This is a genomic window from Kingella negevensis, assembly GCF_030177895.1.
In the GTDB taxonomy this organism is placed as follows: Bacteria; Pseudomonadota; Gammaproteobacteria; order Burkholderiales; family Neisseriaceae; genus Kingella_C; species Kingella_C negevensis.
Window position 1 is genome coordinate 1 of record NZ_CP123448.1, and the last position, 23,744, is coordinate 23,744.

Below are 23,744 nucleotides of genomic sequence, written 5' to 3' on the forward strand. Positions count from 1 at the left end.
CGACACCACTTCTTCGGGATTGACTTTGTTACGCGCCAACCATGGGAACGCTGGCATATTTGATTCTGGCACAATCTCACGCGGATTCAGCAAGTGAATGCGATGCCATTCGTCTGAATAGCGTCCACCCACACGCGCCAAATCTGGCCCCATGCGTTTTGAACCCCATTGGAATGGGTGGTCGTAAACCGATTCGCCTGCAACGGAATAGTGTCCGTAGCGTTCGGTTTCTGCACGGAATGGGCGAATTTGTTGTGAGTGGCAGTTGTAGCAGCCTTCACGCACGTAAATATCGCGACCAGCTACTTGCAGCGCGGTGTAAGGTTTCACGCCTTCGGTTGCGGTAATCACGGCCTTAGTTGAGAACAAAGGAATAATTTGAACCAACAAGCCTACGCTAATCACGACAAGGATGAATGTAATCAAGAAACCGACTTTTTCTTCGGCTAATTGTTGCAATTTCATTTTCTTCCACCTTTCCTAGATTAGTGTTTAGATTGCGGTAATGCAGGGATTTCTGCATCAACGGGTTTGCCGCTGATGACGGTGCGATACACGTTATAAGCCATGATGCACATACCGCTTAAGTAGCACAAACCGCCAATCACGCGGATTACGTAGAATGGCATAGAGCGGCTAACAGAGGCGATAAATGTGTGAACCAATGTGCCATCTGGGTTCATTTGTCTCCACATCAAACCTTGTGTAACGCCTGCTACCCACAAAGCAGTGATGTATAACACCACGCCGATGGTGGCAATCCAGAAGTGCAAGTCAATCAGTTTGGTGCTGTACATTTCTTTTTTGCCGTACAAACGTGGGATTAAGTAGTACAAAGAACCAATGGTAACAAAGCCTACCCAGCCCAATGCGCCTGAGTGAACGTGTCCGACAGTCCAGTCGGTGTAGTGGCTCAATGCGTTCACGGTTTTGATTGACATCATCGGGCCTTCAAAAGTGGACATGCCGTAGAAAGACAATGACACAATCAAGAATTTCAAAATTGGGTCAGTGCGCAATTTATCCCATGCGCCAGACAAAGTCATAATACCGTTAATCATGCCACCCCAAGATGGTGCAAACAAAATCAGCGACAACACCATGCCCAAAGATTGCGTCCAGTCAGGCAAAGAAGTGTAGTGCAAGTGGTGAGGACCTGCCCACATATAAGTGAAAATCAACGCCCAGAAGTGAACCACTGACAAACGATAAGAGTAAACAGGGCGGTTCGCTTGTTTTGGGACAAAGTAATACATCATGCCCAAGAAACCAGCCGTTAAGAAGAAACCTACCGCGTTATGACCGTACCACCATTGCACCATGGCATCAATCGCACCGAAGTAAACGGGATACGATTTCATTGCACCAGCAGGAATAGCAAGGTTGTTCACAATGTGCAGCAAGGCAATCGCCAAAATAAAGCCACCGTAGAACCAGTTGGCAACGTAAATGTGTTTGATTTTACGTTTTGCGATTGTGCCGAAGAAAACGATGGCATATGCAACCCAAACAATGGTAATCAGCCAGTCAATCGGCCATTCCAATTCAGCGTATTCTTTAGCTTGAGTGAAACCCAAAGGCAGTGTAATGGCAGCTAATACAATCACTAATTGCCAGCCCCAGAATGTGAAAGCAGGCAACCAGTTGCCGCCAAACAAACGTGTATTACACGTCCGTTGCACAACATAATAAGAAGTTGAAATCAAGCCACAACCACCAAATGCGAAAATCACCGCATTAGTGTGAAGGGGACGAATACGACCAAAGTGAAACCAAGGCGCAACATCAGACAAGTTAAGAGCAGGCCATCGCAGTTGAGCCGCGGCAATCACACCGACCAGCATCCCCACAATCCCCCACACCACAGTCATGATGGCGAACTGGCGAACAACTTTATAGTTGTAAGTTTGCGTTTCCATGAAAATTCTCCATATACATGGCGTTAGTTAATAATTATGCGACCATCATTTCAAATAAGCCTTTTCAGGCTGCCTGAAAATTTAGTCTTTTCTTAAATTAACATCATTATGCAATAATTCACATAATAAGAAGTTGCGCGGATTTTAAAACAAAACAAACTTTTCTACCATGTTAAATAATGGTAAAACAATTCTTTTTACTTAACGCAGCCTGAAAATAACTTAACTGCGACACTTAAATAGTTTTAACTAATTTAACTAATAATTTAATCCAATAAGAATAGCCATGTTGAACTACAGAATTACCCCCGAAACCAATCGCCACCTATGGCATATCACATTAACTTTTCAACACGAAACCAACACCCCACAAGCCATCAAATTAGCCAACTGGGTAGCAGGTAGCTACATGATTCGCGATTTCTCGCGCCACATTGTCCGCATACAAGCCACTTGCAATGGTGCGCCCGTATCGCTCACCCAAATCAGCAAAAACGAATGGCACACCCCAGCCCAAAGCGGCGATTACGCTATTGAATACACCGTTTACGCCAACGACCTATCCGTTCGCGCCAGCTTGCTAGACAACGAGCGCGGCTTCATAGACGGCGCGTGTCTATTCCTATACTTACCTAATCGCCAAAACGAAACCCACAGCGTAGAATTTTTCAGGCTGCCTGAAAACTGGCAAATCGCCACCATGCAGCCTGAAATCGCCCCAAATCATTTTCAGGCTGCCAACTACGCTGCCCTAACCGACCACCCCTTTGAAATGGGCGCAAACCTAGAAATTCTCAGCTTTGATGCCTGCGGAATCCCCCACAAAATCGCCCTAAGTGGCTACTACCGCGATTTCGACCACCAACGCCTGATTAACGACTGCCAAAAAATTTGCGAACATGAAATCCAAATGTTCCAAAATCCAGCACCGTTCAGCGAATACCTATTTCTGCTCCATTTAGGCGACAACATCTACGGTGGCTTAGAGCACCGCAGCAGCACCGCCCTACACGCAGATCGCAACGCCTTACCCCAAAAAAACATGGGCGAACCCAACAAAGCCTATACCGAATTACTTGGCTTGATTTCGCACGAATACTTCCACGCATGGAACGTCAAATCCATCAAGCCCAGCCAATTCCAGCCATACAACCTAGACAGCGAAGTCTATACCGAACAACTGTGGGCATACGAAGGCATCACTTCTTATTATGACGACTTAATCCTACTTCGCAGCCAAGTCATCAGCCCAGAAAATTATTTAACCCTGCTCGCCAAGCTCATCACACGCGTCCGCCGCACAGCAGGGCGATACCAACAAACCCTCGCCGAATCCAGTTTCGCTGCGTGGCACAAATACTACAAGCAAGACGAAAACAGCCCCAACGCCATTACCAGCTATTATCAGCAAGGCGCATTAACCGCATTCTGTTTAGACGCAACCATTCGCAACCAAAGCCAGTACAGCCTAGACACCATCATGCAAAAACTCTATCAACGCCACAGAGAAACAGGCAAAGGCACAGATGAAAAACAATGGCAAGCACTCGCCCAAGAATACACCCAGCTAGATTTACACAACTTTTTTCAGGCTGCGTTATACAGTACCCAAGAATTACCCTTAGAACGCAGCCTGAAAACCATGGGCATACAACTCAACTGGCAGCCTGAAAACCGCAGCAGCCTAGGCAGAGCCGTAAACAGCTATCAGCCCAGCCAACCGCAGCCTGAAATCGCCTGTCGCTACAAACAAAATGCCGACCATGCCGTGATTAGCCACGTTTTCGCGCATGGTGCAGCAGAAGCCGCCGCCCTGAAACCGCAAGATAAAATCATCGCCGTGGACGGCTTTGCCTGCACTGATTTTGCCGCGCAAACCCAAACCCAAATCGGCGACACGCACACCGTGCATTATTTCCGCCACGGCGTGCTGCACGAAACTCAAATTACCGTGCAAGCCGCGCCGTATGATGTGGCCGAATTAAGCGTAGAAGATTGGGATAAGTTTGAAGCGTGGATAAATATGAGTGTATAATCTACACAACATTCACACCAAAAAACACGATTTCAAGCGATTGAAAAAGTTTACAATTCTTAAAGTAAGAGAAAATTTGAAGGACGAAACATGGCTATTGAAAAAATTGCAGATTATCTTTACGTTTCAAATCAATTAGACGAACGTTGGGCAAAACGCGTCGCAATGTATGACATCAAAACTGTGATTTGCAATCGCCCAGACGGCGAAGAGCCGAATCAACCCAGTTTTGAGACCGTAAAAGGTTGGTTGAACGCAGCAGGTATTGAACACGTGATTTATATGCCCGTTGTGATGGACGGTATTGACGATGCTGCTTTGCAAGAGTTCCAAGAAACTGTTGCTAAATCACCAGCACCCATTTTGGCATACTGCCGTTCAGGTACACGCTCTGCAATGATGTGGGCATTGGCACAAACCAAACGTGGCGTGGAAGTGAATAGCTTGATTAAAGCTGCTGAGTTGGCAAATATTGATTTGGAACCACATCGCGCACGCTTGGAAGCAGCGTATAAAAAACGTGGTTAATCACACATAAATAAAAGCAGCCTGAAAATATTTTCAGGCTGCTTTTTTGTTATCCCAAAATCCCAGAACGCGCTAATTTATCCGCTTCTGCCAATCGCTCAGGCGTACCCACGTCTAACCACAAACCGCAGTGCCATTCGCCGCTGACTTGCTGCGCGTTCATTGCTTGGCGCAACAAGGGCGCAAGTTTTGCTGGTTCACGCGCTGGCGTGTTGGCGAACAGAGCGGGCAGATACACGCCAGCGCCGCTGAATGTGCCTGATTTGCCTTGCGCTGCGTCTGCGTTCAGCAAACCGTTTTCTTGCAACGCAAAATCGCCTTTGGTGTTGTGCGGTGGATTGGGAACAAGCCACAAATGTGCGAGCAGTTGCTTTTCAGGCAGCGTTTGGGCGATGTGTTTGGCAGCCTGAAAATCGATGTCGGTTAAAACGTCGCCGTTAATCACTAAAAAGGGTTCGTTGCCGAGCAAGGGTAAGGCAGTTGCGATGCCACCTGCGGTTTCTAAGCCTTGTCCGCCTTCGGGAGAATAGGCGATGTTTACGCCGTATGCGCTGCCGTCGCCCAGTGTGTCTTCAATTTGCTGACCGAGCCATGCGTGGTTGATGACGATTTCTGTGATGCCTGCGGCTTTGAGTCGGTGTAAGTGCCAACCGATTAGGGGTTTGCCACCTGCGTGTAACAGGGGTTTGGGGGTGGTGTCGGTGAGTGGGCGCATTCGTTCGCCGCGCCCTGCGGCTAGAATCATGGCTTTCATTTTTTGGGGTTTCCTGATGTAAACGCAGCCTGAAAAATGTTTTTTTCAGGCTGCGTTTTATGATTAGTAGTAGGTCGGATTCTGGAATCCGACAATTTGCGAAATGGAACGGTTGTCGGATACAAGTATCCAACCTACGATTTGCAATATTTAAGGCAGCCTGAAAATTATGCTTTTTTCACAAACTCTGATTTCAGGTTCATCGGTGTGCCGTCAATTTTGCAACCAATATCGTGGTCGCCATCTTGCAAGCGAATGCCTTTTACTTTTGTGCCTTGTTTGATGACCATGCTGCTGCCTTTCACTTTCAAGTCTTTAATCAAGACTATGGTGTCGCCGTCAGCTAATGGTGTGCCGTTTGCGTCTTTGACAACGGTGTTTTCTTCGGCAGCGGCTTCTTCGCCTTCTTGCCATTCGTGGGCGCATTCTGGGCAAACCAGTTGGTTGCCATCATGGTAAGTTAAATCTGAGCTGCATTGTGGGCAAGCTGGGTATGTCATGTTTGTTTTCCTTATAAAATAAAATTTTCAGGCTGCGTGAAATTGGCAGCCTGAAAAGATTGAAATGTTGGATTCAAGAATCCAACCTACGATTAAAAATTCGCAGCCTGAAAATTATAAATTCTGATTAAACCAACGGCGGATTCGGCTCATTGTCCCCGAATCATGCGTTGGCATAACCAATTCTGATTGACGCATTTGCAATTCTTCAAAATACGTCCAGTCTTCTTCCGTTACCTTGTCTTTCAAGAAAAATTGCACATCGGCAATCGTGAAGCCAGACCTATCCACCATTTTGCTCAATAAATGCAATTCTGATTTAGCTAAGTCGCCCACAAAAGAGCTTTGCGGACGCACCACAAAAATCGTTGGCACATCATGCTGAACAAAACTGCACGATTTTAACGCAGCCTGAAAAATCTCCGCTGCCACGTTTTCATCATCAATCACAACGCGATGATGCGAAAACGGACAATGCTTCATCAAATCATTCGCCGAGCCAATCCGCATGGTGGTGGGCATTTTGAAACTTTCATGCGTATGCACATCAACCAGCTCAATCATGCCAGCCGATAGCGATACCAACACCACAGGCGTAATCGTTTTGAATGCTTCCATTGGCATGCGGTTGCTGCGATGCACTAAACTCATGTTTTGCATTTCTTTTTTCATTAGAACGTGTATCCTGTTTCTAATTCTTCGTCGCCAACCAATTCTAATAATAATTGATACAACGGCGTAAGTTCCACATAACGACGGCTGGTACGGCGCAAGTAATTCAAAAAGCGCGGAATTTCAGGTTTATATTTGTCTTTACCATCGCGATACCACAAACGGGCAAAAATCCCAGCCACTTTCAAATGACGTTGTACGCCCATCCATTCAAACCAACGGTAAAACTCGTCAAATTGCTCAGGCACAGGCAAATTCGCCGCGCGCGCTTTTTCCCAATAACGGATAACCAAATCCAGCACAAATTCTTCGTCCCACTCAATAAACGCATCACGCAACAGGGAAACCAAATCGTAAGAAATCGCGCCGTATAAAGCGTCTTGGAAATCCAATACACCAGCGCGGTCTTTCGTCAGCATTAAATTACGCACGATGAAATCGCGGTGGACATACACTTTTGGCTGTTTCTCAATTTCAGGCAGCAACACATCAACGGTTTGTTGCCACAATTTGCGCTGCGCGAATGTGAGTTCACGCCCCAATTCTTTAGCAACAAACCATTCTGGAAATAGGTTGATTTCACGCAATAAAACTTCGTGGTCATATTCAGGCAGCTTGTTTGGCTGGCTGGCTTTTTGCAATTCAATCAGCGTATCAATCGCTTCTAGCAACAAAGCTTTGTGCGCCGCTAAGTTTTCAGGCTGCAACTGCATGGCTTTTAAATATTGCACGTCGCCCAAATCATTCAGCACCACAAAACCTTGTTCTAAATCTTTGGCTAACACGGTTGGTACGTTTAAATGGGCGAACAAATCGCGCACTTTCAAATAATTAGCGACGCTTTCGCGCATTTTTTCGGGTGGTGCATCCATGCAAATCACGCTGCTGCCATCGGCAAAAGTGGCGCGGAAATAACGGCGAAAATCTGCGTCTGCCGCTGCAAAAGAGAGTTCAAAAGATTGGTTTGGGTAAACGGTTTCTAGCCAGTTTTTTAATAAGGTTTCTCGTTCAATCATGTTGTATCACGCATTTTTACGTTAAAATATGCGCTATTTTAACTTTAATCTGTTACAAGGTGTGATTTTGTCTCGTTTATTTGTTACCAAACCGCTTGTTATGGCGTTAGGCGTGGTTTTTTCAGGCAGCGTGTATGCCGTTCCCAGTATGTGGGACGAAGACGCAGCCGCCATGTGCCAAGCACCTTCCGCAGAAACGCATTCTGTTGAGCCAGCTAAAACCAGTGGCGGCGCAAAGCTGCCTGAAGACGTTACCCGAATCACATCTGATAAAGCGTTAGGGCAAATTGAAGAACGCCATCGCTCAGAAGGCAATGTGATTATTGAGCGCAATGATGAAACGCTGAACGCCGAATGGGTGGATTATGACCAAAAAACGGAAACGGTGGACGCTGGCGATAAGTTCAAACTCACACGCGCAGACGGTCAAACCGTGGAAGGCAAAAAGCTGCATTATGATTTGAAAAACAGTCAGGGTGTGGCGGAAAATTCTGAGTTTGAAGCGAATCAAGACGGTCGCCGTTTGCAGGGTATTAGTGAGCACGTTGAAATGCAAGATAAGCAAAAATCTCGCATGAAAAACGTGAAGTTTAATACGTGTAACCCAGGGGATAAATCTTGGTATATTCAGGCTTCTGAGCTGACGAATAATCAGGAAACGGGCATTGGCGTAGCGAAAAATGCACGTTTGGTGTTTGGTGGCGTACCCATTTTATACACGCCTTGGGCAGACTTTCCAACTCGTGGTAATCGCAAAAGTGGTTTCTTAGTGCCGACGGCTTCTGTGGGTTCAGACGGTGGGACAATTTCGCTGCCTTATTATTTCAATCTTGCGCCTAACTATGATGCAACGATTGCCCCAAGTGTGATTACTGAGCGTGGACTTAGGTTAGACGGCGAATTTCGTTATTTGCAGCCTGAATATTCAGGTAGCGTGAACGTAGCGTATATGCCTCACGATAAAAAACATGAATCCAATAACCGCTATTTGATTAACGTGCGACACAATCAGCGTTTCAATGACAAATTATCAGGCGGCATAGATTTCAACCAAGCGTCAGACGATGATTACTACCAAGATTTTTCCACTCGAAATGGCATTGCCGAAAGCGTGAATCTGAACCGCAGCGCATGGTTAAATTACAACGATGTGGTATTGGGCGAACCATTCAGCGCACAATTGTTGGTACAAAAATATCAAGCCTTGAAAGATGCAAACGGTGCGAAAGACGAGCCTTATGCGCGTTTACCGCAACTGTCTGCCAAATGGAAAAAGCACTTTAGCAAAAACGGCACGTTCAAAACTGATGGACAACTCACTTATTTTGAACACAGCGACAAACAAGCAGGCACACGCGCCATCGTTTACCCGAACATTCAATGGGATTTCCACAATCAATGGGGTTATGTGCGTCCAAAAGTGGGTTTACACGCAACACGTTATTGGTTGAACGACTTTGGTAGCCTGAAATCACGCAATACTTCGCGTGTGTTGCCGATTGTGAATGTGGATTCAGGGATTACTTTGGAACGTGAAACCCAGTTGTTCGGCAAAGATTTGGTGCAAACGCTTGAACCGCGCTTGTTCTACAACTACATTCCAAGCAAAGCCCAAAACGATTTGCCATTGTTTGACACGTCAGAAAACGATTTCACTTATCCGCAATTATTCCGTGAAAACATCTATTCAGGCGGCGACCGTATCAACTCTAGCAACAGCATGTCTGTTGGTGTGCAAACCACATTCTTAGACGGAAAAACGTTTGAAGAATATTTCCGTGCAGGGATTGGTCAAAAATACTATTTCACTGACGATAATGTATTGCTAGAGGGCAATATCGACAAAACCGCTCGCAAACGCAGCGATATTGTTGCCTTTGCAGCAGGTCGCGTACACAAAAACTGGTGGCTAGAATCCAATTGGCACTGGGACGAAAGCGAGAAAAAAAACGATACCTATAGCATCGGCGTTCGCTACAACCCACAGCCAGGCAAAGTGATTAGCGCACGATACAAATACGGTCGCGACGAAGAAATTTATTCAGGTTTCTACGGCAAAATGAGCCACATCGATTTAGGCGCACAATGGCCGATTACCAACAATTTATATATGGTTGGGCGACTAGATTACAGCTTGCCGCGTCCACGTCTCACGCTGGAACAAACCTTAGGTTTAGAATACAAAAATCCATGCGGTTGCTGGAGTGCCAGCTTTGTGGCACAACGCTACGTTAGCGGCTTGAACAAACACAAAACAGGCTTCTTCTTCACATTACAACTGAAAGATTTAAGCACCATCGGCAAACCGCCTTATGAAACTTTACGCCTTGGCATTCCGGGCTATACTAAAACCAACGAGGTAAATTTTAGATGACACCTATTAAAACATTAACCGCAGCGATTGCGCTCAGTTTTGCTTTTCAGGCTGCCGCAGATGTCAGCAATATCAAACCATTGAATAGCATCGCGCTAGAAGTCAATTCATCTATCATCACATACAAAGACGTTTCTCGTTTTGTGAAAGAATTGCAAAGCAAAAAAGCCAACAAAGGCATTCCAGAAGCACAATTGGTTCAGGCTGCAAAAACACGTTTACTGGAACGCGCTTTATTGTCTGACGCGGCACGTCAGCAAGGTTTGAAAGTCAATCAAGAAGCGATTGATACCGAAATCACACGTCGCGCAAAAGAAGCCAATATCACAGAAGAAGCCTTGTATGCCAAAGAAGCGGCTAATGGTTTTGCAAAAAGTCAGTATCGCATGGAAGTAGCTAAAGATTTGCTGATTGAGCACATGATGACCAGCATGAACAGTGATGTGAAAATCAGTGATAAAGCCGTTGATGACGCATTGGCGGCAGGCGGCAATTTGCCAGTAGGCGAGCCATATACGGTTTACACGATTCGCCGCATTATCGTGAATGCTGATAGCCAAGAAAATATGTTGGCAGTTGGGCAACGCATGGCGCAATTCATGGACGCGATTGCACACGGCAGGGATTTTGGCGCGATTGCCAAACGCTATTCGCAAGAGCCAGAAGCGGCTAACGGCGGTGTGCATGACAACATCACTGACGGCATGTTGCCAGATAATGTAGAAGCAATGCTGCACCAGTTGGACATTAAACAAGCGACGGTTCCATTGCGTGCTGGCACGACATGGCAAATCATTCAGTTACTCGGCAAACGCACGGAAACTGACCCAGTGAAAATGCAGCGCGAAGCTGTTCGCAAAATGTTGGTTCGCCAAGCGCAGCAAGAAAGCCAAGCGCAGTTTGTGGCTCAAATGCAGCAAAATGCTGTAATTCGTGAGTATTAATTGAAAAGCAGCCTGAAAAATAATTTTTCAGGCTGCTTTCTTTTGCATAAAGTTTTAGTCCAAAAATCAAGTATAACTAATATTTTTATCTTTAAAAGTCATGTTATTATTATTTTCTTTAATTTGTAGCAGTACTTTGTTGTATTAAAGAATTAGAAAAAATAGGCATATAATAGTTAATAATAGTGCAATTATTATTGCTAATAAATCTTTGAAATTCTTCTTGTTGTGGAAGTTATTTTGTAATAAATTTATTCTTTTTCTTATATTAAATTTTTACAAATTCTGTTTGCTATATTTTTTATTTTGCATGTTATACATATTAATCTCTTCTTTTAATTTATTATTGATTAATTGGGTTTTAGATGCTCTACTTTTTGTATGTATCCTTGTATAGCTAATCAAGAAAATATTATATAATAATAACTAAATTATATCAATATGTTTTAAGTATTAAATTATAATATTTTAATTAAATCGTTGATTTTAAGTGAAATAAATATCCTATTTCTGGTGTGTTTTTAGACTTTTTATTTCTTTTTTGTAATTAAATAATGGAGTATTTCGAATATTTTTATAAATTCAAATTGCAATAAAAAGTACCGTTTGAATCAATCAAACGGTACTTTTTGTTTTTTCAAACTGGTTGAAACTCTTGTAAAGCTCAAAGACTACATTCTATGTTTTACAAAACTGTATTAGCAGGTTCGTAACGAATCATTTCACGGATTTTATTGTAATTATCAACCAGAACCACTTTAGGCTGGTGCGTTTGTAATTCTTCTTCAGAAACCATCACATACGACATAATAATCACAACATCGCCCGCCAATACCAAACGCGCTGCCGCGCCGTTCAAGCAGATGGTGCCGCTGCCACGTTCGCCAGCAATCGTGTACGTTTCAAATCGCTCACCGTTGTTGTTGTTCACAATTTGCACTTTTTCGTTCACGCTGATGCCAGCCGCGTCCATCAAATCTTGGTCAATCGTAATGCTGCCCACGTAGTTCAGGTCAGCTTGGGTTACAGTTGCGCGGTGAATTTTACCGCTGAGTACAGTTTTAAACATGGGATTTTTTTTGGGAAAAATAAAACGCGGTATTTTATACCAAATGTGTGTTTACGTCGCTTGGGATTTGGGCAGCCTGAAAAAGTTTTTTCAGGCTGCATTTTCTTCATCATCAACAGGCGGCACTTCTAATAAATCAGGCAACACGAGCTCGCCCAGCTCTGTAAGCGGTGGCAATTCAGCTAGGCTGCTGAGTTGCAAATCGCTTAAGAATTGGTCGGTAGTTGCCCACAAGCTAGGTTTGCCGATGGTGTCGCGCCGCCCGATGATTTCTATCCAGCCGCGTTCTTGCAGGGTTTGCATCACGGTTTGAGACACGGTTACGCCGCGTATGCTTTCAATATCGCCGCGTGTTACGGGTTGTTGATAGGCGATGATGGCGAGCGTTTCCATCACAGCGCGTGAATAGCGTGGGGTGCGTTGTTCGTTCATGCTGCCGAGTTGTTCATAGGCTTCGGGGTTGATTTGAAATCGCCAGCCTTGTGCGCTGTGAACGAGCTGCAAGGCGCGGTTGTGCCAACGGGTTTTCAGGCTGCTTAAGATGTCGATAAGTTGGTCTTGGTTAAGCGGTGGTTGGCACAATTCGCGCATGGTTTTTTCGCTTAACGGCTCGGTTTGCAGGAAGAGTGCGGCTTCGATGATGGTTTCGGGTGTCATGGTTTTTCAGGCTGCGTTTTGGGTTTGTCGGGCATAAATGCGCGACCTACGGGTTAGAAATCAAACAAGCCGCGTTTTCTTCGGGTGCGGAATGTCCATGTTTCGGTTTTGCGTTGGTTATCTTGCAGATAGGTAAATTCTACGGTGTATTCGGTGTTGTATTCGAGCGGCTTCACGGGGGATAATACGAATTGGGTTTCGGTGAGCAGGCGATTGGGGTCGTTGCTGGCATCGAGCATTCGAGTGTTGCTCACTTCGCCTTTGGGTGAAGTGAGTTTATAGGATTCCACGCGAATGGGGCTGGTTTCACCATAAAAAGCGATGCTGATTGGGTTGCCTGTTTTGCCTAAATCGGGAACAGGGCTGGGGACTTCTTTGCCGTCATAGCTAGGGTCGATGCCGCTGCCGATGGGGTATTTGACGGCGATGTGTTCGCTTGGCGGTGGTTCGTCCATGGGGATTTCGCGTTTTTTGCCGTTGCATTGGGTGGTGAGTACGTAGCGTTTTTGTCCTGTGGTTTCTTGTGAACAGATTTCGCGGTCGTAGCTGCTGCCTTGATTGACTACAAATGCGTTGTCGCCATCGTTTTCCCATGCTGCGCCTGCTTCATCGTGGTCGGGATTGAGTAGGGCGAGGCGGTGGTAAATGGCGGTCATCAAGCTGTCCACACTGGCTTTGCCTGAGCGCGGTAGGTTGCTTTGGGTGAGATTTTCTACCATTGGGGCGGGATAGCCGACTTTTGTTGCGCGTTCTTGCGGTTCTTTGCCTGTGAAATGGGGGTTGCTGGGGTGGTTTTCTTCGTGTCCGTCTGCGTTTTTGGTGAGATACAGGGCGTGATTTTGGGCAGATTGGGCGAGTATTTCGGACGGTGTGAACTCGGTTACGCCTGCTTGTCTGCGCCAGTGGTTCAGGCGGTCGAAGCCTGCTAGGGTTTCGCGTTTGCTGTCGTATCGGGATTGTGTCCAATAGACTAAGCCGAAGATGACGGCGGCGAGTGGCAGCCAGAACATGAGAATGCGTTGAGTGGCTAGGGCGTTTCGGTTTTGTTGTTGGCGTTGTTTTTTTCGGGTAGACATAGGCGTGTTTTTTGGGTTGGGTTGGGTTGGTTTTCAGGCTGCTTTTCAGTACACAACAAAAATGGAGCGTCGGTGGCTCGCTGACAAAATTTTTGATAATTACAAGTTTGTTTCAAGAAAATCAAATAGTTGTTATTTGAAAATATGTCGGTGAGCCGCCGACGTTCCATTGTAAAAGTTTCAGGCTGCGATTGTAATAATCACGTCTTCAAAATTCAAATGGTGCGCCCATTCGCGGATGAACAGCAGTAAGGCGCAAAATGGGACGGTTTCAGGCAGCGGCAGCAAGCCGTTTTTGGGGCGATACCCTGCGATGATGGCGAATGCGTGTTCTAGCGTGTCGCGTGAAATGTGGGCTTGGTTGCCTTGCGTGGTGTGCGGCAAACAGCACAACGTGTCTGCGCCTGTGATGATGACTGGTTGTGCTTGGTGTTGCCAATCGCGCAAGGGGAAAAGCGCGTCTTCTACTGTTTGAATGGCGGTTTCCCATGCGTAATCGGTAGGTGGGAATTGAGCTAATTGCTGCTCAATTTGCGATAGAGTGAGCGCGAGGGTTTGGGTTTCGGTTAGGGAAACTAGGGTGATGGGGGATTGGGTTAGGTTTAATGTGTGCATTTTTCTCTTTCATTTTTCAGGCTGCCTTCATTTAACCAATTATTTATCATTTTTTTAAATGGTTGCTTAAATAATCCGCTTGTTTCCGCGCAAATTGCGAACCTGCTTGAATCACAAATTCATCACTATTTGCTAATTTATAGCCTGTTGCGACACCTTGATGGCGTTTGCAATAAAACAAAATGGGTTCATTTGATTGTTATTTGAAAATGTGTCAGCTAGCCACCGCCGCTCCATTAAAGGGATTATGTGCTTTCAGGCAGCCTGAAAAATCATTCCTGCGGTTTTTGCCCATTGCGTTCCGTTTTTCTTGCTTCGCGTTGTGCTTTCAATTCCGCTTCACGTTTTCGCGCCGCTTTGAGCCATTCTTCCCATTGGCGAGGCGTTTCCAGCGTAATGCGCCCGATTTTGCCTTCGCGAAAATCCGTCAAAGTCATTTCTGCCGCTTTCTGATAATTCACACGCCCACCGCTCAACACCGCGCCGCGTTTTTTCGCAATCCATTCAAGCCATTGCGTATCATTCCAATGGCTAGACGGGTCTTTGTCCGCCGCGTAACGCTCTTGCAACATCAGCAAATAATGACGGCGCAAATAATCCAACAATTCCAACGCCACCACTTCTTCGTCCAACGCATTGCGCCCGACCGCGCCCGAAGCCGCTAAATTGTAGCCGCTTTCTTCAACAATAATTTTCGGCCAAAGCATACCTGGTGTATCGTACAACCAAAAATCGTCCGCCAAAAACAAACGTTGCTCCGCTTTGGTAATCCCCGGTTCATTGCCCGTTTTTGCCGATTTTTTGCCAATCATGCCGTTAATCAACGTAGATTTACCCACATTCGGAATGCCGCAAATCAACACGCGCAACGGTTTTTCAATCCCCTTACGATTCGGCACGAGTGCGCGACAAGCTGCCGTGATTTTCGGCGCGGCAGATTTTTCCGAACTGTCTAACGCAATCGCATTGGTATTTTCCATGCTGTTGTAATGCGCGAGCCAAATCGCCGTGCGTTCAGGGTCGGCAAGGTCTTGTTTATTTAAAATTTTCAGTTTCGGTTTGCCTTTGGATAATTGCGCCAAAAGCGGATTTTCGCTAGATGCAGGCAAACGCGCGTCCAGCATTTCAATCACCATATCCACGCTTTTTAGGCGGTCGGCGATGGCTTTTTTCGCCTTGTTCATGTGTCCGGGAAACCATTGGATTGCCATAATTGTTCTTTCTGTTTCAATAATTTGATACTGCAAAAGGCAGCCTGAAAATGTTTTCAGGCTGCCTGATTGATAATTTATTGCATTATATCAGCAATGTTTAGATTTTTGCGCTGTTAAACCATTTTTGGTAAAGACGGGCGTAAGTGCCATCGGCGCGAACGGCAGCTAAACCAGCGTTTAGTTTTTGTTGCAGGGCTGTATTGCCTTTGCCTACCAAAAAGGCGTAGCGTTCTTTGGGTAAATCTGCTGGCACATTGACGCTTAATTTGTGGTCTTTGTGTTGATTAACATAGAACATCAGAGTGGCTGCGTCGCCTACCATGGCGTTACTGGTGCCTGATAATACGTCTTTGAAGGCTAACCAGTGGGGGTCTTGTGAAGTAACGGTGCTGCCGCGTGGCGTTAAAATTTCTTTGCTGCTTTTTTCGGCGACTGTGCGGGCTTTTACAGATACGCTTTTTCCCCTTTCGGACTACGAGCATACGGACGAAAGAAATAGGTATCCAATCCTGTTTCATCTAAATAAACAAGCTAGTAGTCCGAAAATTGGGCTAACTGAGCTAAATAATGAGCTGCTTTTTCTGGGTCTTGTTCTTTTTGTTACATTGCTTGTAACAATTTAATGCTTTTCCTCGTAAATCAATTGAATATGCCATTTTATGCACCTTTAAAGATAAAATTAGAATTGCACTATTTTATTTTGAATTTATTATAATTTTGTCTAACCATTCTTGTAAACGGGTTACGGTGTCGCTTTGTTCAAATAAATAGCGTTGCCATGTTTGGGTGCTGCTGCGCCATTGGTTTATTTGGGCGAACAGGGTTGCCCAGTGTTGGCTGCGTTGGGTTTCGCTGAGTGTTTCGCCGTTGTTGAGTTCGTTGGATAAGGCGGTTAATGCAGCCTGAAAATTTGCTGGCGGAACGTGTTGCCAGTAGGTTTGCCAATACGCGTCGAGCTTGTCTAAATGGGCGTTTTCTTCTTGAGGATAGATGTGCCATATAAAGGGCTGGGCGGCGTATTGGGCGCGGATAAAGCTGTCTTCGCCACGTATGATGTTGATGTGGTTTTGCTGTAATAGTGAGTCAAACTGGTCTTGTGGGACAAAGGACTGCTTGATGATTTTCAGGCTGCCGATTGGGTGTTCGGTGGCTTGGCTGTCTTTGGGAATAATGTTTTGCTGTTTCAGGCTGCTGATGATTTGCTCGCCTGCGGTGCGTAGGGTTATGGGCGTGGCTTGGTTTGCCCAAACTTTTGCCCATTCTGCCCAAATGGGGCTTTGATAACCGAATGCGAAAATTTGGGTTTCAGGCTGCATGATGTTTTCAGGCTGCGTGTGTGGGTAGTTTTGTTCGCGCAATAAGCCGCCGCTTTGTGGGACGAAACCCATTTGCCAGAAGTATTTTTGGCTGCCGTTGCTTTGCAGGCTGGGCATGGCGTGGCTGCGGATTGCCCAGTCTTCTGCGCTGAGATATTCCCAGTTGAGCCAAATGGGTTTGTGCTGCTGGATAATTTGGTGGACGCTTTTGGGTAGCGTGCAGGCGAAGGCTTCGATGATGATGTGGGGAATGGGGGCTTGGCTGATGTTGGCGAACAGGGCTTCGCACCAATCGCGGATGTGGATATGGCGATGGGTGGTGGGTAGGGTTTTGGGGGTGTCGGGGAGGATGGTTTGCAGGGCGGCGATGTCGTCTAAAAAGAGGTGAACTTCCCAGTTTAGGCGGTTGTGCAGCTCTTGGGCAAGCCGCCATGACACGCCGATGTCGCCGTAGTTGTCGATAACGGTGCAAAATAGCCAGCAGACTTTTTTTGTGTTGGGCTTGAGGGTAGAATGGTTTGTGTTGTTTAACATAATTGTTTGAAAGGAATGAAAATGCGTTTAGTAAAAGGTGTTTTGGCGTTGGCTTTGGCGGCGGTTTTGCCTGTTCAGGCTGCGGATTTTGTGGCGCAGAATGATGATAAGCCGCAAGTTGTGCCGCAAGCTACTGGTGTGCAGGTGCTGAATTTTTGGGCGACTTGGTGCGGTCCTTGCCGCAAGGAAATGCCTGAAATGAGCCAATGGTACACGCAAAAGGCGAAACCGAAAAATATTCAGTTAATCGGGATTGCGTTGGATACGAAAGAGAATGTGGCGAAGTTTTTGCAAACAACGCCTGTGTCGTATCCGATTTGGCGTTATACGGGCAATAATAGCCGTGCGATGATGAAGGGGTATGGCAGCGCGGTGGGTGGACTGCCTTACACGGTGGTTCGTGCGCCGAAATGTGGGGTGCAAAAATCGATTACAGGCGGTGTGGACGCGGCGAAGTTGGATAAAACGGTGGCGGAAGTGTTGGCGGCTTGTAAGAAATAATAAGGAAATGCAGCCTGAAAATGGTTTTCAGGCTGCATTTTTAATTTTTTTAAAAAAAATCTAGCAAAATTTCACAATCGCGTTATACTTCGCGGAATTTTGTTTCCAAGGAAAAAAACATTATGTCAAAGGCAAAATCAGCTTCTCCTGCTATGCCTAAAACCAACGCCGCGTTTGCCATTTTATTTGTTGGCATGGTCGGCTATTTTATTTATTGGGGGTTGGGTTACACTCAATATCATCACAGTGCTTTATTTTTGCTGGCAACCGCTTTTGGCGTGTTTATGGCGTTCAATATTGGCGGTAATGACGTTGCCAACTCTTTTGGTACATCAGTGGGTGCAGGTACTTTAACTGTGCCACAGGCTTTGTTGATTGCTTCGGTGTTTGAAGTGAGCGGCGCGGTGATTGCAGGCGGCGAAGTAACCGACACCATTCGCACGGGGATTGTGGATTTCAACGCTTTGCCCATGCAGCCTTTGGATTTGGTTTTTATTATGATGTCTGCGCTGTTGGCGGCGGCATTGTGGTTGCTGTTTGCAACTAAAAAAGGTTTACCTGTTTCCACCACACACGCGATTATTGGCGGTTTGGTGGGTAGCTCAATCGTGTTGGGTTCACAAATTGCCAAAGGCGATAGCAGCGCGTTGGCATTGGTAAAATGGAGCGAGATTTACAAAATCGCCATTTCTTGGGTGTTGTCGCCAGCATTGGGCGGCATGGTGTCTTTCGCGATTTACTCAGTTGTGAAGAAAAAAGTGCTGGATTACAACGAACACGCCAGCGAAGAATTAAAAGCTCTGAAAGCTGAGAAAAAAGCGTATAAAGCGCAACATCGTCAATATTTTGAATCTTTGGAAGAGAGCGAAAAAGTGGCGTTGGCTTCTGCGATGACACGCGATGCAGAATTGTTGGAAGAAGACGATTTTGACCCGAAAGCCTTTGAATCGGAATACTACAAAGGCTTGCACGCGATTAACGAGCGCAAAGAAAACTTGGACACTTATTACGCGTTATACACATGGGTGCCTGCGATTTTAAGCGTGGGCGGCATGGCGATTTCTTCCATGCTGATTTTCAAAGGCTTGAAAAATTTAAATTTGGGTTTGACTACCTTAACCAGCACATTCCTAATCTTGATGATTGGCACAGCGATTTGGTTAGCAACTTTTATGTATGCCAAAACGCTCAGTACAAAAGGCAAAAAAAGCAAAGACTTGAAAAAAGCCACGTTTGCTGTGTTTTCATGGATGCAAGTGGTAACAGCTTCTAGTTTTGCATTCAGCCACGGTGCGAATGATATTGCCAACGCAATTGGTCCATTTGCTGCGATTATGGACGTGATTCGCGCTAACGATGTGAACGCATCTGCACCGTTGCAACCTGTAGTCATGCTCACATTTGGTGTGGCGTTGATTGTGGGTTTGTGGTTTATCGGCAAAGAAGTGATTCAAACGGTGGGACAAGATTTGGCAGAATTGCACCCGTCTTCAGGTTTCACGGCAGAATTATCCGCAGCCAGCGTGGTGATGGCGGCTTCTGTGTTGGGTTTGCCAGTGTCTAGCACGCACATTTTGGTGGGTGCAGTGTTGGGCATTGGCATGGTAAACCGCAATGCAAACTGGAAAATGATGAAACCCATCGGCTTGGCTTGGGTGATTACCTTGCCAGCTGCGGCGATGTTATCTATTTTCTGCTTCTTGATTTTGCAGATTGTCTTTTAATGGACGCATACACGCAGCCTGAAAACAGATTTTCAGGCTGCGTTTTTTATTGTTATGAATACTTTTTTAATCTTATTTGCCGCGATAATTTGCACTTTTTGTGCCGCCTTTGTGTGTACCAAAATCTTCACGCAGCCTGAAAAACCAAACCGCAGCCTACAACTAGACGGCTTGCGTGGCATGTTGGCTTGCGCCGTTATCACGCACCATTTTTGCTATAACTTCAACTGGCGCGAAGGTGGCAAATGGGGCGCGACTGACGTGCTTATCCAAAACTTGGGAGCGGTTTCCGTTTGCCTGTTTTTCCTGATGAGCGCGTATTTACACATCGGCAAAATCCAGCATTCGCCCAAAATCAAGTGGCGCGACTTTTTCATCGCTCGAATCAAACGCATTTATCCGCTTTACATTGCTGTGTTTTTGCTGGTGGCAGCGATTACTTTGTCATACAAACCTTTAACGGCGCAGAATTTGCCCGAATTTTTGCGGTTTACCCTGCAATGGCTGCTGTTTCAAAACGCCAGTTTTCAAGGCTTTCAAGCGCATTTAGCAATTGCAGGTGTGCAATGGACGCTGGTGTATGAATGGGCGGTTTATGCGATTTTGCCGTTGGTTTACATGATTTATCAGCGCAAATTCAGTTTTCAGGCTGCGGCTTGGGTGGCGATTGGTGTGGCGGCTTGGATTATCGGCTGGCATTCGCAAACGCGTTATTATTGGCTGTTTGTGCTGGCTATTCCTGCAGTAATTTTGGCGCAACCGATTCGTTTTGTTATGCAAAAACAGCCGCTTGTAGTTCACGCGCTGATGATTGCGCTGACGGTGTGCGCGTTTGCTTACACGCAGCCTTATTCTTGGGCGCAACGGTTGGTTTTAATGGTGTGGTTTGGCTTTGTGGCGAATGGGTATAGTTTTGCTAATGTTTTGAATTATCGTGGTTTAACCAAACTGGGCGATTTGAGTTACGCGATTTATTTGCTGCACGGGCTAGTGATTTTTATGTGGTTTGGTGCGTGGAAAATGTTTGCGTTTAAACAGGGGGATTTTTTGGGCTATGTGCTGCATTTGCCGCTGATTTTTTCGGTGGCGATTGGTGCGGCTTATTTGGGGAATCGTTATGTTGAAATGCCGTTTAGTCGCAAAAGGAAAAAATAGGTTTCAGGCTGCCTGAAAAGCAACAAAACTTTGTTTTTCAGGTACAATTCGCTTTTTTTAAACAACCCTGTCGCGCAAGCCACAGAAGAATTTTTCAGGCAGCCTGAAAAATTACGGAGCAATTCAAATGAGCAAAAACCAACCCCAATCTAAACGCGAATTCCGCGATGGCGTGAGCAGCAAAAAAACTGCTCGCAAACCACAAAAACCTTTTTCAGGCAGCCTGAAAACCAAATCACGCGCCGAGAATGAATCCGCCGAAAACGCGAAACCACGCGCCAAACGTGGCGCAGCTCGCCACGAAAAAACCTACATCAGCGAGCCAAAAGAATACGCTGAGCAACCGAAACAACGCGCCAGCAAAGCACGTAAATTGGTGGTTCGCGCGCCAAACCAAAAAATTCAGCAACACGCGCAAGACTTGAAAGAAAAACGCACAGATTTATCGCGTATCGAGCCTGAACGCTTGCAAAAAGTCTTGGCGGCTTCAGGCGTGGGTTCGCGCCGTGAAATGGAAGAGTGGATTAATAACGGCTGGGTGCAAGTCAATGGGCGTGTGGCGGTGTTGGGCGAAAAAGTGTCGCCTGACGACCAAGTTACCGTAAAAGGCAGCGCAATTAAATTGAAATGGGCTGACCGTTTGCCGCGTATCATTTTGTATTATAAGCAAGAAGGCGAAATTGTTTCGCGTGATGACCCACAAGGGCGCGTGAGTATTTTTGACCGTTTGCCACAGGCGGCGAGCTCGCGTTGGGTGGCGATTGGACGCTTGGACATCAACACAAGCGGCTTGTTGATTTTGACGACTTCGGGTGAATTGGTGCAACGTTTTGCCCACCCAAGTTTTGAAGTGGAACGCGAATACGCGGTGCGCGTGTTGGGCGAATTAACCCCTGAACAAATGAACGATTTATGTGATGGCGTGATGCTGGAAGACGGCTTGGCGAAAGTGGAACGCATCTACGAGCAGGGCGGCGAAGGCGTGAATAAGTGGTACAACGTCATCATTAAAGAAGGTCGTAACCGCGAAGTGCGCCGTTTGTTTGAAAGCCAAGGTTTGACCGTGAGCCGTTTGGTGCGCGTGGGATTTGGCCCGATTGGTTTGCCAAATCGTTTGAAGCGCGGTCAGTTTTACGAGCTGAACCCTGCTGAAGTAGCGAATATCATCAAATGGGCGGATATGCTGCTGCCAGGCGAACGTAAACGCCGTAAATAAAAAAATAACCGAAACATCTTCATGTTTCGGTTATTTTTTTATTTTGCACGTTCTTGATACCACGCGATGAATTCATCAGCAGGCGCAAAGCCCAACAGCGCGTCGCTGCGTGAACCGTTCGCTTTCAACACGAACAATCCAGGCGGACCAAACAAACCGTATTTTTTCAACAAAGCCTGATGTTCCGCTAAATTCTCGGTTACATCAATTTGCATCAAACGGTTCATCGGCACGGCAGCCTGAACGCGCGCATCACCAAAGGTTTTCGCTTCCATTTCCTTGCACGACACGCACCAATCCGCATAAAAATCCAGCAATACAGGTTGGTTTGGATTAGCTTCAAATGCAGCCTGAATTGCCGCGTCCAATTCCGCCACGCTTTTGAATTTTTGACCGTGTGCTGCACCTTCAACAGGTTTGTGCAGCGTTAAAAATTCGTGCATGGCAGTGCTGCTGCCTGTCGCGCTTTGATAGCCAAACCATGCGCCACCAAGCAATAAAACTACCGCCAACACGCCCGAAATCGTTTTCAGGCTGCCTGAAAATTTTGGCAAGCGATACAGCAAGTAAACCGCAGGTGCAATCAACAACAAAGTGTATGAAGTTACCACCACAGCATACGGCAAAAACGGTGTCGCTAAATACACGGCAACCGCCAGCAAAACCACGCCAAACGTGTATTTAATGCCGTTCATCCAATCGCCTGCGCGTGGCAAAACGTGTCCGCCAAACGTGCCGACAATCATCAATGGCACGCCCGTTCCTAACGCCATGGCGTACAACACCGCGCCACCCAGCAACGCGTCGCCTGTTTTGCCGATGTAGCCTAAAGCCGCCGCCAATGGTGGTGCCACGCAAGGCCCAACAATCAGCGCGGACAGCATGCCCATCACAAACACGCTCGCCACTTTGCCGCCTGATAACTTGTTGCTTTGGTTTTGGAAATATGATTGCAACGCGCTGGGTAACTGAATGCTAAACAAGCCAAACATAGACAATGCCAGCAACACCATCAACGCCGCCGCCGTTAAAACCACCCATGCTTGTTGCAGCCAAACGGTCAGCAGTGCGCCAGTTAAACCTGCCAACACGCCGACCAACGTGTAAGTCAAAGCCAAGCCCTGCACATACACAAACGACAAGGCAAACGCGCGTTTTTTGCTGCCTGATTTGTCGCCCACAATAATGCTGGAAACAATGGGCAGCAGCGGATACATACACGCAGTGAAACTCAAGCCCAAACCAAATACGAAGAACCACAATAGGTTACTCAATATCGTGTCGCGTGATAATTTCAGGCTGCCTGAAGTGGCAGAATCAGCAGCGTTTGACGAAAGGGGTGCATTCTGCACGTTCGCTGCTGCTGAACTGTCCCCTGTCGGCTTTTTTATGAACAAGTCTTTTGCGCTGTCTTCGGCGGCAACTTCGGTGCGGTATTCGCCTGAACCTTTGATGTCAAAACTGGTTTCTACGGGCGGATAGCACACGCCCACTTCGGCGCAGCCTTGGTATTGCAAGTTCAATTTGTATTGCGCAGGCGCGGTTTGTGCGTAGTCCCATTTCACATTCGCGGCGTGATGGTAGACGATTTGTTTACCGAAAAATTCGTCTTCTTTTTGTTCGCCTTCGCTGAACGTGGCTTTGTCGCTCAATAATTTTTCAGGCTGCGTGTCGGCAAGGATTTTGCCTTGATACATATAGTAGCCGTCTGCGATTTTGAATTGCACGTCCACGCCTTTTTCAGACACGGTTACAGTGGGGATAAAGGCTTGCTCTGGCGGCAATAAATCTTCGGGATTGACTGCGCCGTGGGCTACGGGGAGTAGGGCGAGGCAGCTTAATAGAATATAGAGATATTTTTTCATATTGTGTTTTTGTATATTAGTGATACCGTAGGGTGCACCGCGTGCACTGAGATTGCAGGC

General features: G+C 46.4%; 24 protein-coding genes and 1 pseudogene. 8 read left to right on the forward strand and 17 right to left on the reverse strand.

Annotated features, from left to right (window positions below; translation table 11 throughout):
• On the reverse strand, positions 1–465 hold a 465-nt coding region (gene ccoO, locus QEO93_RS00005; RefSeq protein WP_284627599.1), incomplete at its 3' end, for a cytochrome-c oxidase, cbb3-type subunit II.
• Positions 466–485: 20 nt separating this feature from the next.
• Positions 486–1,919 carry a cytochrome-c oxidase, cbb3-type subunit I gene (gene ccoN / locus QEO93_RS00010; RefSeq protein ID WP_032137965.1) on the reverse strand — a complete coding sequence of 478 codons (1,434 nt, stop codon included), beginning with the start codon at positions 1,917–1,919 and terminating at the stop codon, positions 486–488.
• 286 nt (positions 1,920–2,205) lie between these two features.
• Here ccoN and QEO93_RS00015 point away from each other — a divergent pair, with 286 nt between their 5' ends.
• Both QEO93_RS00015 and QEO93_RS00020 read left to right on the forward strand, forming a co-directional pair.
• The gene (locus tag QEO93_RS00015) at positions 2,206–3,954 is read left to right on the forward strand and encodes a M61 family metallopeptidase (protein ID WP_032137964.1); all 1,749 of its coding nucleotides are present in this window, start codon (positions 2,206–2,208) and stop codon (positions 3,952–3,954) included.
• A 90-nt stretch (positions 3,955–4,044) separates the two neighbouring features.
• Positions 4,045–4,482, forward strand: a complete 438-nt coding sequence (locus QEO93_RS00020) for a protein tyrosine phosphatase family protein (RefSeq protein WP_032137963.1) — start codon at positions 4,045–4,047, stop codon at positions 4,480–4,482.
• Positions 4,483–4,531: 49 nt separating this feature from the next.
• On the opposite strand, the gene murU is transcribed toward QEO93_RS00020, so the two are convergent.
• The 4 genes from murU to amgK form a co-directional block, all read right to left on the reverse strand.
• Positions 4,532–5,236 (reverse strand): N-acetylmuramate alpha-1-phosphate uridylyltransferase MurU, encoded by a 705-nt coding sequence (gene murU, locus QEO93_RS00025; protein ID WP_032137962.1) that lies wholly within the window; start codon positions 5,234–5,236, stop codon positions 4,532–4,534.
• A gap of 167 nt (positions 5,237–5,403) precedes the next feature.
• A complete protein-coding gene (locus tag QEO93_RS00030; RefSeq protein WP_085815453.1) occupies positions 5,404–5,736 on the reverse strand; it encodes a zinc ribbon domain-containing protein YjdM in 333 nt (110 codons plus the stop codon).
• A 114-nt stretch (positions 5,737–5,850) separates the two neighbouring features.
• Entirely contained in the window at positions 5,851–6,408 is a 558-nt protein-coding gene (locus QEO93_RS00035; protein WP_032137960.1) for a hypothetical protein, read from the reverse strand.
• Complete coding sequence (gene amgK / locus QEO93_RS00040; protein ID WP_032138036.1) at positions 6,408–7,421, reverse strand: N-acetylmuramate/N-acetylglucosamine kinase AmgK; 1,014 nt, start codon at positions 7,419–7,421, stop codon at positions 6,408–6,410. The genes QEO93_RS00035 and amgK overlap by 1 nt, the downstream gene beginning before the upstream one ends.
• A gap of 70 nt (positions 7,422–7,491) precedes the next feature.
• Here amgK and QEO93_RS00045 point away from each other — a divergent pair, with 70 nt between their 5' ends.
• Positions 7,492–9,798 (forward strand): LPS-assembly protein LptD, encoded by a 2,307-nt coding sequence (locus QEO93_RS00045; protein ID WP_032138035.1) that lies wholly within the window; start codon positions 7,492–7,494, stop codon positions 9,796–9,798.
• Positions 9,795–10,742: a peptidylprolyl isomerase gene (locus QEO93_RS00050; RefSeq protein WP_085815454.1), complete on the forward strand. Its 948-nt coding sequence runs from the start codon at positions 9,795–9,797 to the stop codon at positions 10,740–10,742. Before QEO93_RS00045 ends, QEO93_RS00050 begins: the two co-directional genes overlap by 4 nt.
• 685 nt (positions 10,743–11,427) lie before the next feature.
• Here the strand turns inward: QEO93_RS00050 and panD are convergent.
• The 10 genes and pseudogenes from panD to earP all read right to left on the reverse strand — a co-directional run bounded on the left by panD (position 11,428) and on the right by earP (position 17,223).
• Entirely contained in the window at positions 11,428–11,811 is a 384-nt protein-coding gene (gene panD, locus QEO93_RS00055) for an aspartate 1-decarboxylase (protein ID WP_032137958.1), read from the reverse strand.
• 90 nt (positions 11,812–11,901) lie between these two features.
• Entirely contained in the window at positions 11,902–12,468 is a 567-nt protein-coding gene (gene scpB / locus QEO93_RS00060; RefSeq protein ID WP_032137957.1) for an SMC-Scp complex subunit ScpB, read from the reverse strand.
• 53 nt (positions 12,469–12,521) lie between these two features.
• Positions 12,522–13,544: a CAP domain-containing protein gene (locus QEO93_RS00065; RefSeq protein WP_085815455.1), complete on the reverse strand. Its 1,023-nt coding sequence runs from the start codon at positions 13,542–13,544 to the stop codon at positions 12,522–12,524.
• On the reverse strand, positions 13,496–13,714 hold the full coding sequence (locus QEO93_RS00070) for a hypothetical protein (RefSeq protein ID WP_032137955.1): 219 nt from the start codon (positions 13,712–13,714) through the stop codon (positions 13,496–13,498). Before QEO93_RS00070 ends, QEO93_RS00065 begins: the two co-directional genes overlap by 49 nt.
• Before the next feature lie 10 nt (positions 13,715–13,724).
• On the reverse strand, positions 13,725–14,159 hold the full coding sequence (locus QEO93_RS00075; protein WP_032137954.1) for a hypothetical protein: 435 nt from the start codon (positions 14,157–14,159) through the stop codon (positions 13,725–13,727).
• Positions 14,160–14,205: 46 nt separating this feature from the next.
• Complete coding sequence (locus tag QEO93_RS00080; RefSeq protein ID WP_280642262.1) at positions 14,206–14,340, reverse strand: hypothetical protein; 135 nt, start codon at positions 14,338–14,340, stop codon at positions 14,206–14,208.
• Positions 14,341–14,431: 91 nt separating this feature from the next.
• Complete coding sequence (gene ylqF / locus QEO93_RS00085; protein WP_032138034.1) at positions 14,432–15,370, reverse strand: ribosome biogenesis GTPase YlqF; 939 nt, start codon at positions 15,368–15,370, stop codon at positions 14,432–14,434.
• 100 nt (positions 15,371–15,470) lie between these two features.
• Positions 15,471–15,782: a transporter substrate-binding domain-containing protein gene (locus QEO93_RS00090; RefSeq protein ID WP_245190690.1), complete on the reverse strand. Its 312-nt coding sequence runs from the start codon at positions 15,780–15,782 to the stop codon at positions 15,471–15,473.
• 50 nt (positions 15,783–15,832) lie between these two features.
• Positions 15,833–15,940, reverse strand: a pseudogene (locus QEO93_RS00095) (IS630 family transposase); the annotation flags it as partial.
• Positions 15,941–16,068: 128 nt separating this feature from the next.
• On the reverse strand, positions 16,069–17,223 hold the full coding sequence (gene earP, locus QEO93_RS00100; RefSeq protein ID WP_032137951.1) for an elongation factor P maturation arginine rhamnosyltransferase EarP: 1,155 nt from the start codon (positions 17,221–17,223) through the stop codon (positions 16,069–16,071).
• Positions 17,224–17,244: 21 nt separating this feature from the next.
• Here earP and QEO93_RS00105 point away from each other — a divergent pair, with 21 nt between their 5' ends.
• The 4 genes from QEO93_RS00105 to QEO93_RS00120 all read left to right on the forward strand — a co-directional run bounded on the left by QEO93_RS00105 (position 17,245) and on the right by QEO93_RS00120 (position 21,819).
• The gene (locus tag QEO93_RS00105) at positions 17,245–17,724 is read left to right on the forward strand and encodes a TlpA disulfide reductase family protein (RefSeq protein ID WP_425337447.1); all 480 of its coding nucleotides are present in this window, start codon (positions 17,245–17,247) and stop codon (positions 17,722–17,724) included.
• Between the two features lie 152 nt (positions 17,725–17,876).
• On the forward strand, positions 17,877–19,448 hold the full coding sequence (locus QEO93_RS00110; protein WP_425337449.1) for an inorganic phosphate transporter: 1,572 nt from the start codon (positions 17,877–17,879) through the stop codon (positions 19,446–19,448).
• Between the two features lie 111 nt (positions 19,449–19,559).
• On the forward strand, positions 19,560–20,603 hold the full coding sequence (locus QEO93_RS00115) for an acyltransferase family protein (protein WP_245832160.1): 1,044 nt from the start codon (positions 19,560–19,562) through the stop codon (positions 20,601–20,603).
• A gap of 127 nt (positions 20,604–20,730) precedes the next feature.
• The gene (locus QEO93_RS00120; protein ID WP_032137947.1) at positions 20,731–21,819 is read left to right on the forward strand and encodes a pseudouridine synthase; all 1,089 of its coding nucleotides are present in this window, start codon (positions 20,731–20,733) and stop codon (positions 21,817–21,819) included.
• 38 nt (positions 21,820–21,857) lie between these two features.
• On the opposite strand, the gene dsbD is transcribed toward QEO93_RS00120, so the two are convergent.
• Positions 21,858–23,684, reverse strand: a complete 1,827-nt coding sequence (dsbD, locus tag QEO93_RS00125; protein ID WP_032137946.1) for a protein-disulfide reductase DsbD — start codon at positions 23,682–23,684, stop codon at positions 21,858–21,860.
• Between the last annotated feature and the right edge of the window lie 60 nt (positions 23,685–23,744).

Excerpts from the sequence above, each read along its gene's own strand:
- ccoN (WP_032137965.1), bottom strand. The coding sequence starts at position 1,919 with ATGGAAACGCAAACTTACAACTATAAAGTTGTTCGCCAGTTCGCCATC.
- QEO93_RS00015 (WP_032137964.1), top strand. The coding sequence starts at position 2,206 with ATGTTGAACTACAGAATTACCCCCGAAACCAATCGCCACCTATGGCAT.
- QEO93_RS00020 (WP_032137963.1), top strand. The coding sequence starts at position 4,045 with ATGGCTATTGAAAAAATTGCAGATTATCTTTACGTTTCAAATCAATTA.
- murU (WP_032137962.1), bottom strand. The coding sequence starts at position 5,236 with ATGAAAGCCATGATTCTAGCCGCAGGGCGCGGCGAACGAATGCGCCCA.
- QEO93_RS00030 (WP_085815453.1), bottom strand. The coding sequence starts at position 5,736 with ATGACATACCCAGCTTGCCCACAATGCAGCTCAGATTTAACTTACCAT.
- QEO93_RS00035 (WP_032137960.1), bottom strand. The coding sequence starts at position 6,408 with ATGAAAAAAGAAATGCAAAACATGAGTTTAGTGCATCGCAGCAACCGC.
- QEO93_RS00050 (WP_085815454.1), top strand. The coding sequence starts at position 9,795 with ATGACACCTATTAAAACATTAACCGCAGCGATTGCGCTCAGTTTTGCT.
- panD (WP_032137958.1), bottom strand. The coding sequence starts at position 11,811 with ATGTTTAAAACTGTACTCAGCGGTAAAATTCACCGCGCAACTGTAACC.
- scpB (WP_032137957.1), bottom strand. The coding sequence starts at position 12,468 with ATGACACCCGAAACCATCATCGAAGCCGCACTCTTCCTGCAAACCGAG.
- QEO93_RS00065 (WP_085815455.1), bottom strand. The coding sequence starts at position 13,544 with ATGTCTACCCGAAAAAAACAACGCCAACAACAAAACCGAAACGCCCTA.
- QEO93_RS00070 (WP_032137955.1), bottom strand. The coding sequence starts at position 13,714 with ATGGAACGTCGGCGGCTCACCGACATATTTTCAAATAACAACTATTTG.
- QEO93_RS00075 (WP_032137954.1), bottom strand. The coding sequence starts at position 14,159 with ATGCACACATTAAACCTAACCCAATCCCCCATCACCCTAGTTTCCCTA.
- ylqF (WP_032138034.1), bottom strand. The coding sequence starts at position 15,370 with ATGGCAATCCAATGGTTTCCCGGACACATGAACAAGGCGAAAAAAGCC.
- earP (WP_032137951.1), bottom strand. The coding sequence starts at position 17,223 with ATGTTAAACAACACAAACCATTCTACCCTCAAGCCCAACACAAAAAAA.
- QEO93_RS00105 (WP_425337447.1), top strand. The coding sequence starts at position 17,245 with ATGCGTTTAGTAAAAGGTGTTTTGGCGTTGGCTTTGGCGGCGGTTTTG.
- QEO93_RS00110 (WP_425337449.1), top strand. The coding sequence starts at position 17,877 with ATGCCTAAAACCAACGCCGCGTTTGCCATTTTATTTGTTGGCATGGTC.
- QEO93_RS00120 (WP_032137947.1), top strand. The coding sequence starts at position 20,731 with ATGAGCAAAAACCAACCCCAATCTAAACGCGAATTCCGCGATGGCGTG.
- dsbD (WP_032137946.1), bottom strand. The coding sequence starts at position 23,684 with ATGAAAAAATATCTCTATATTCTATTAAGCTGCCTCGCCCTACTCCCC.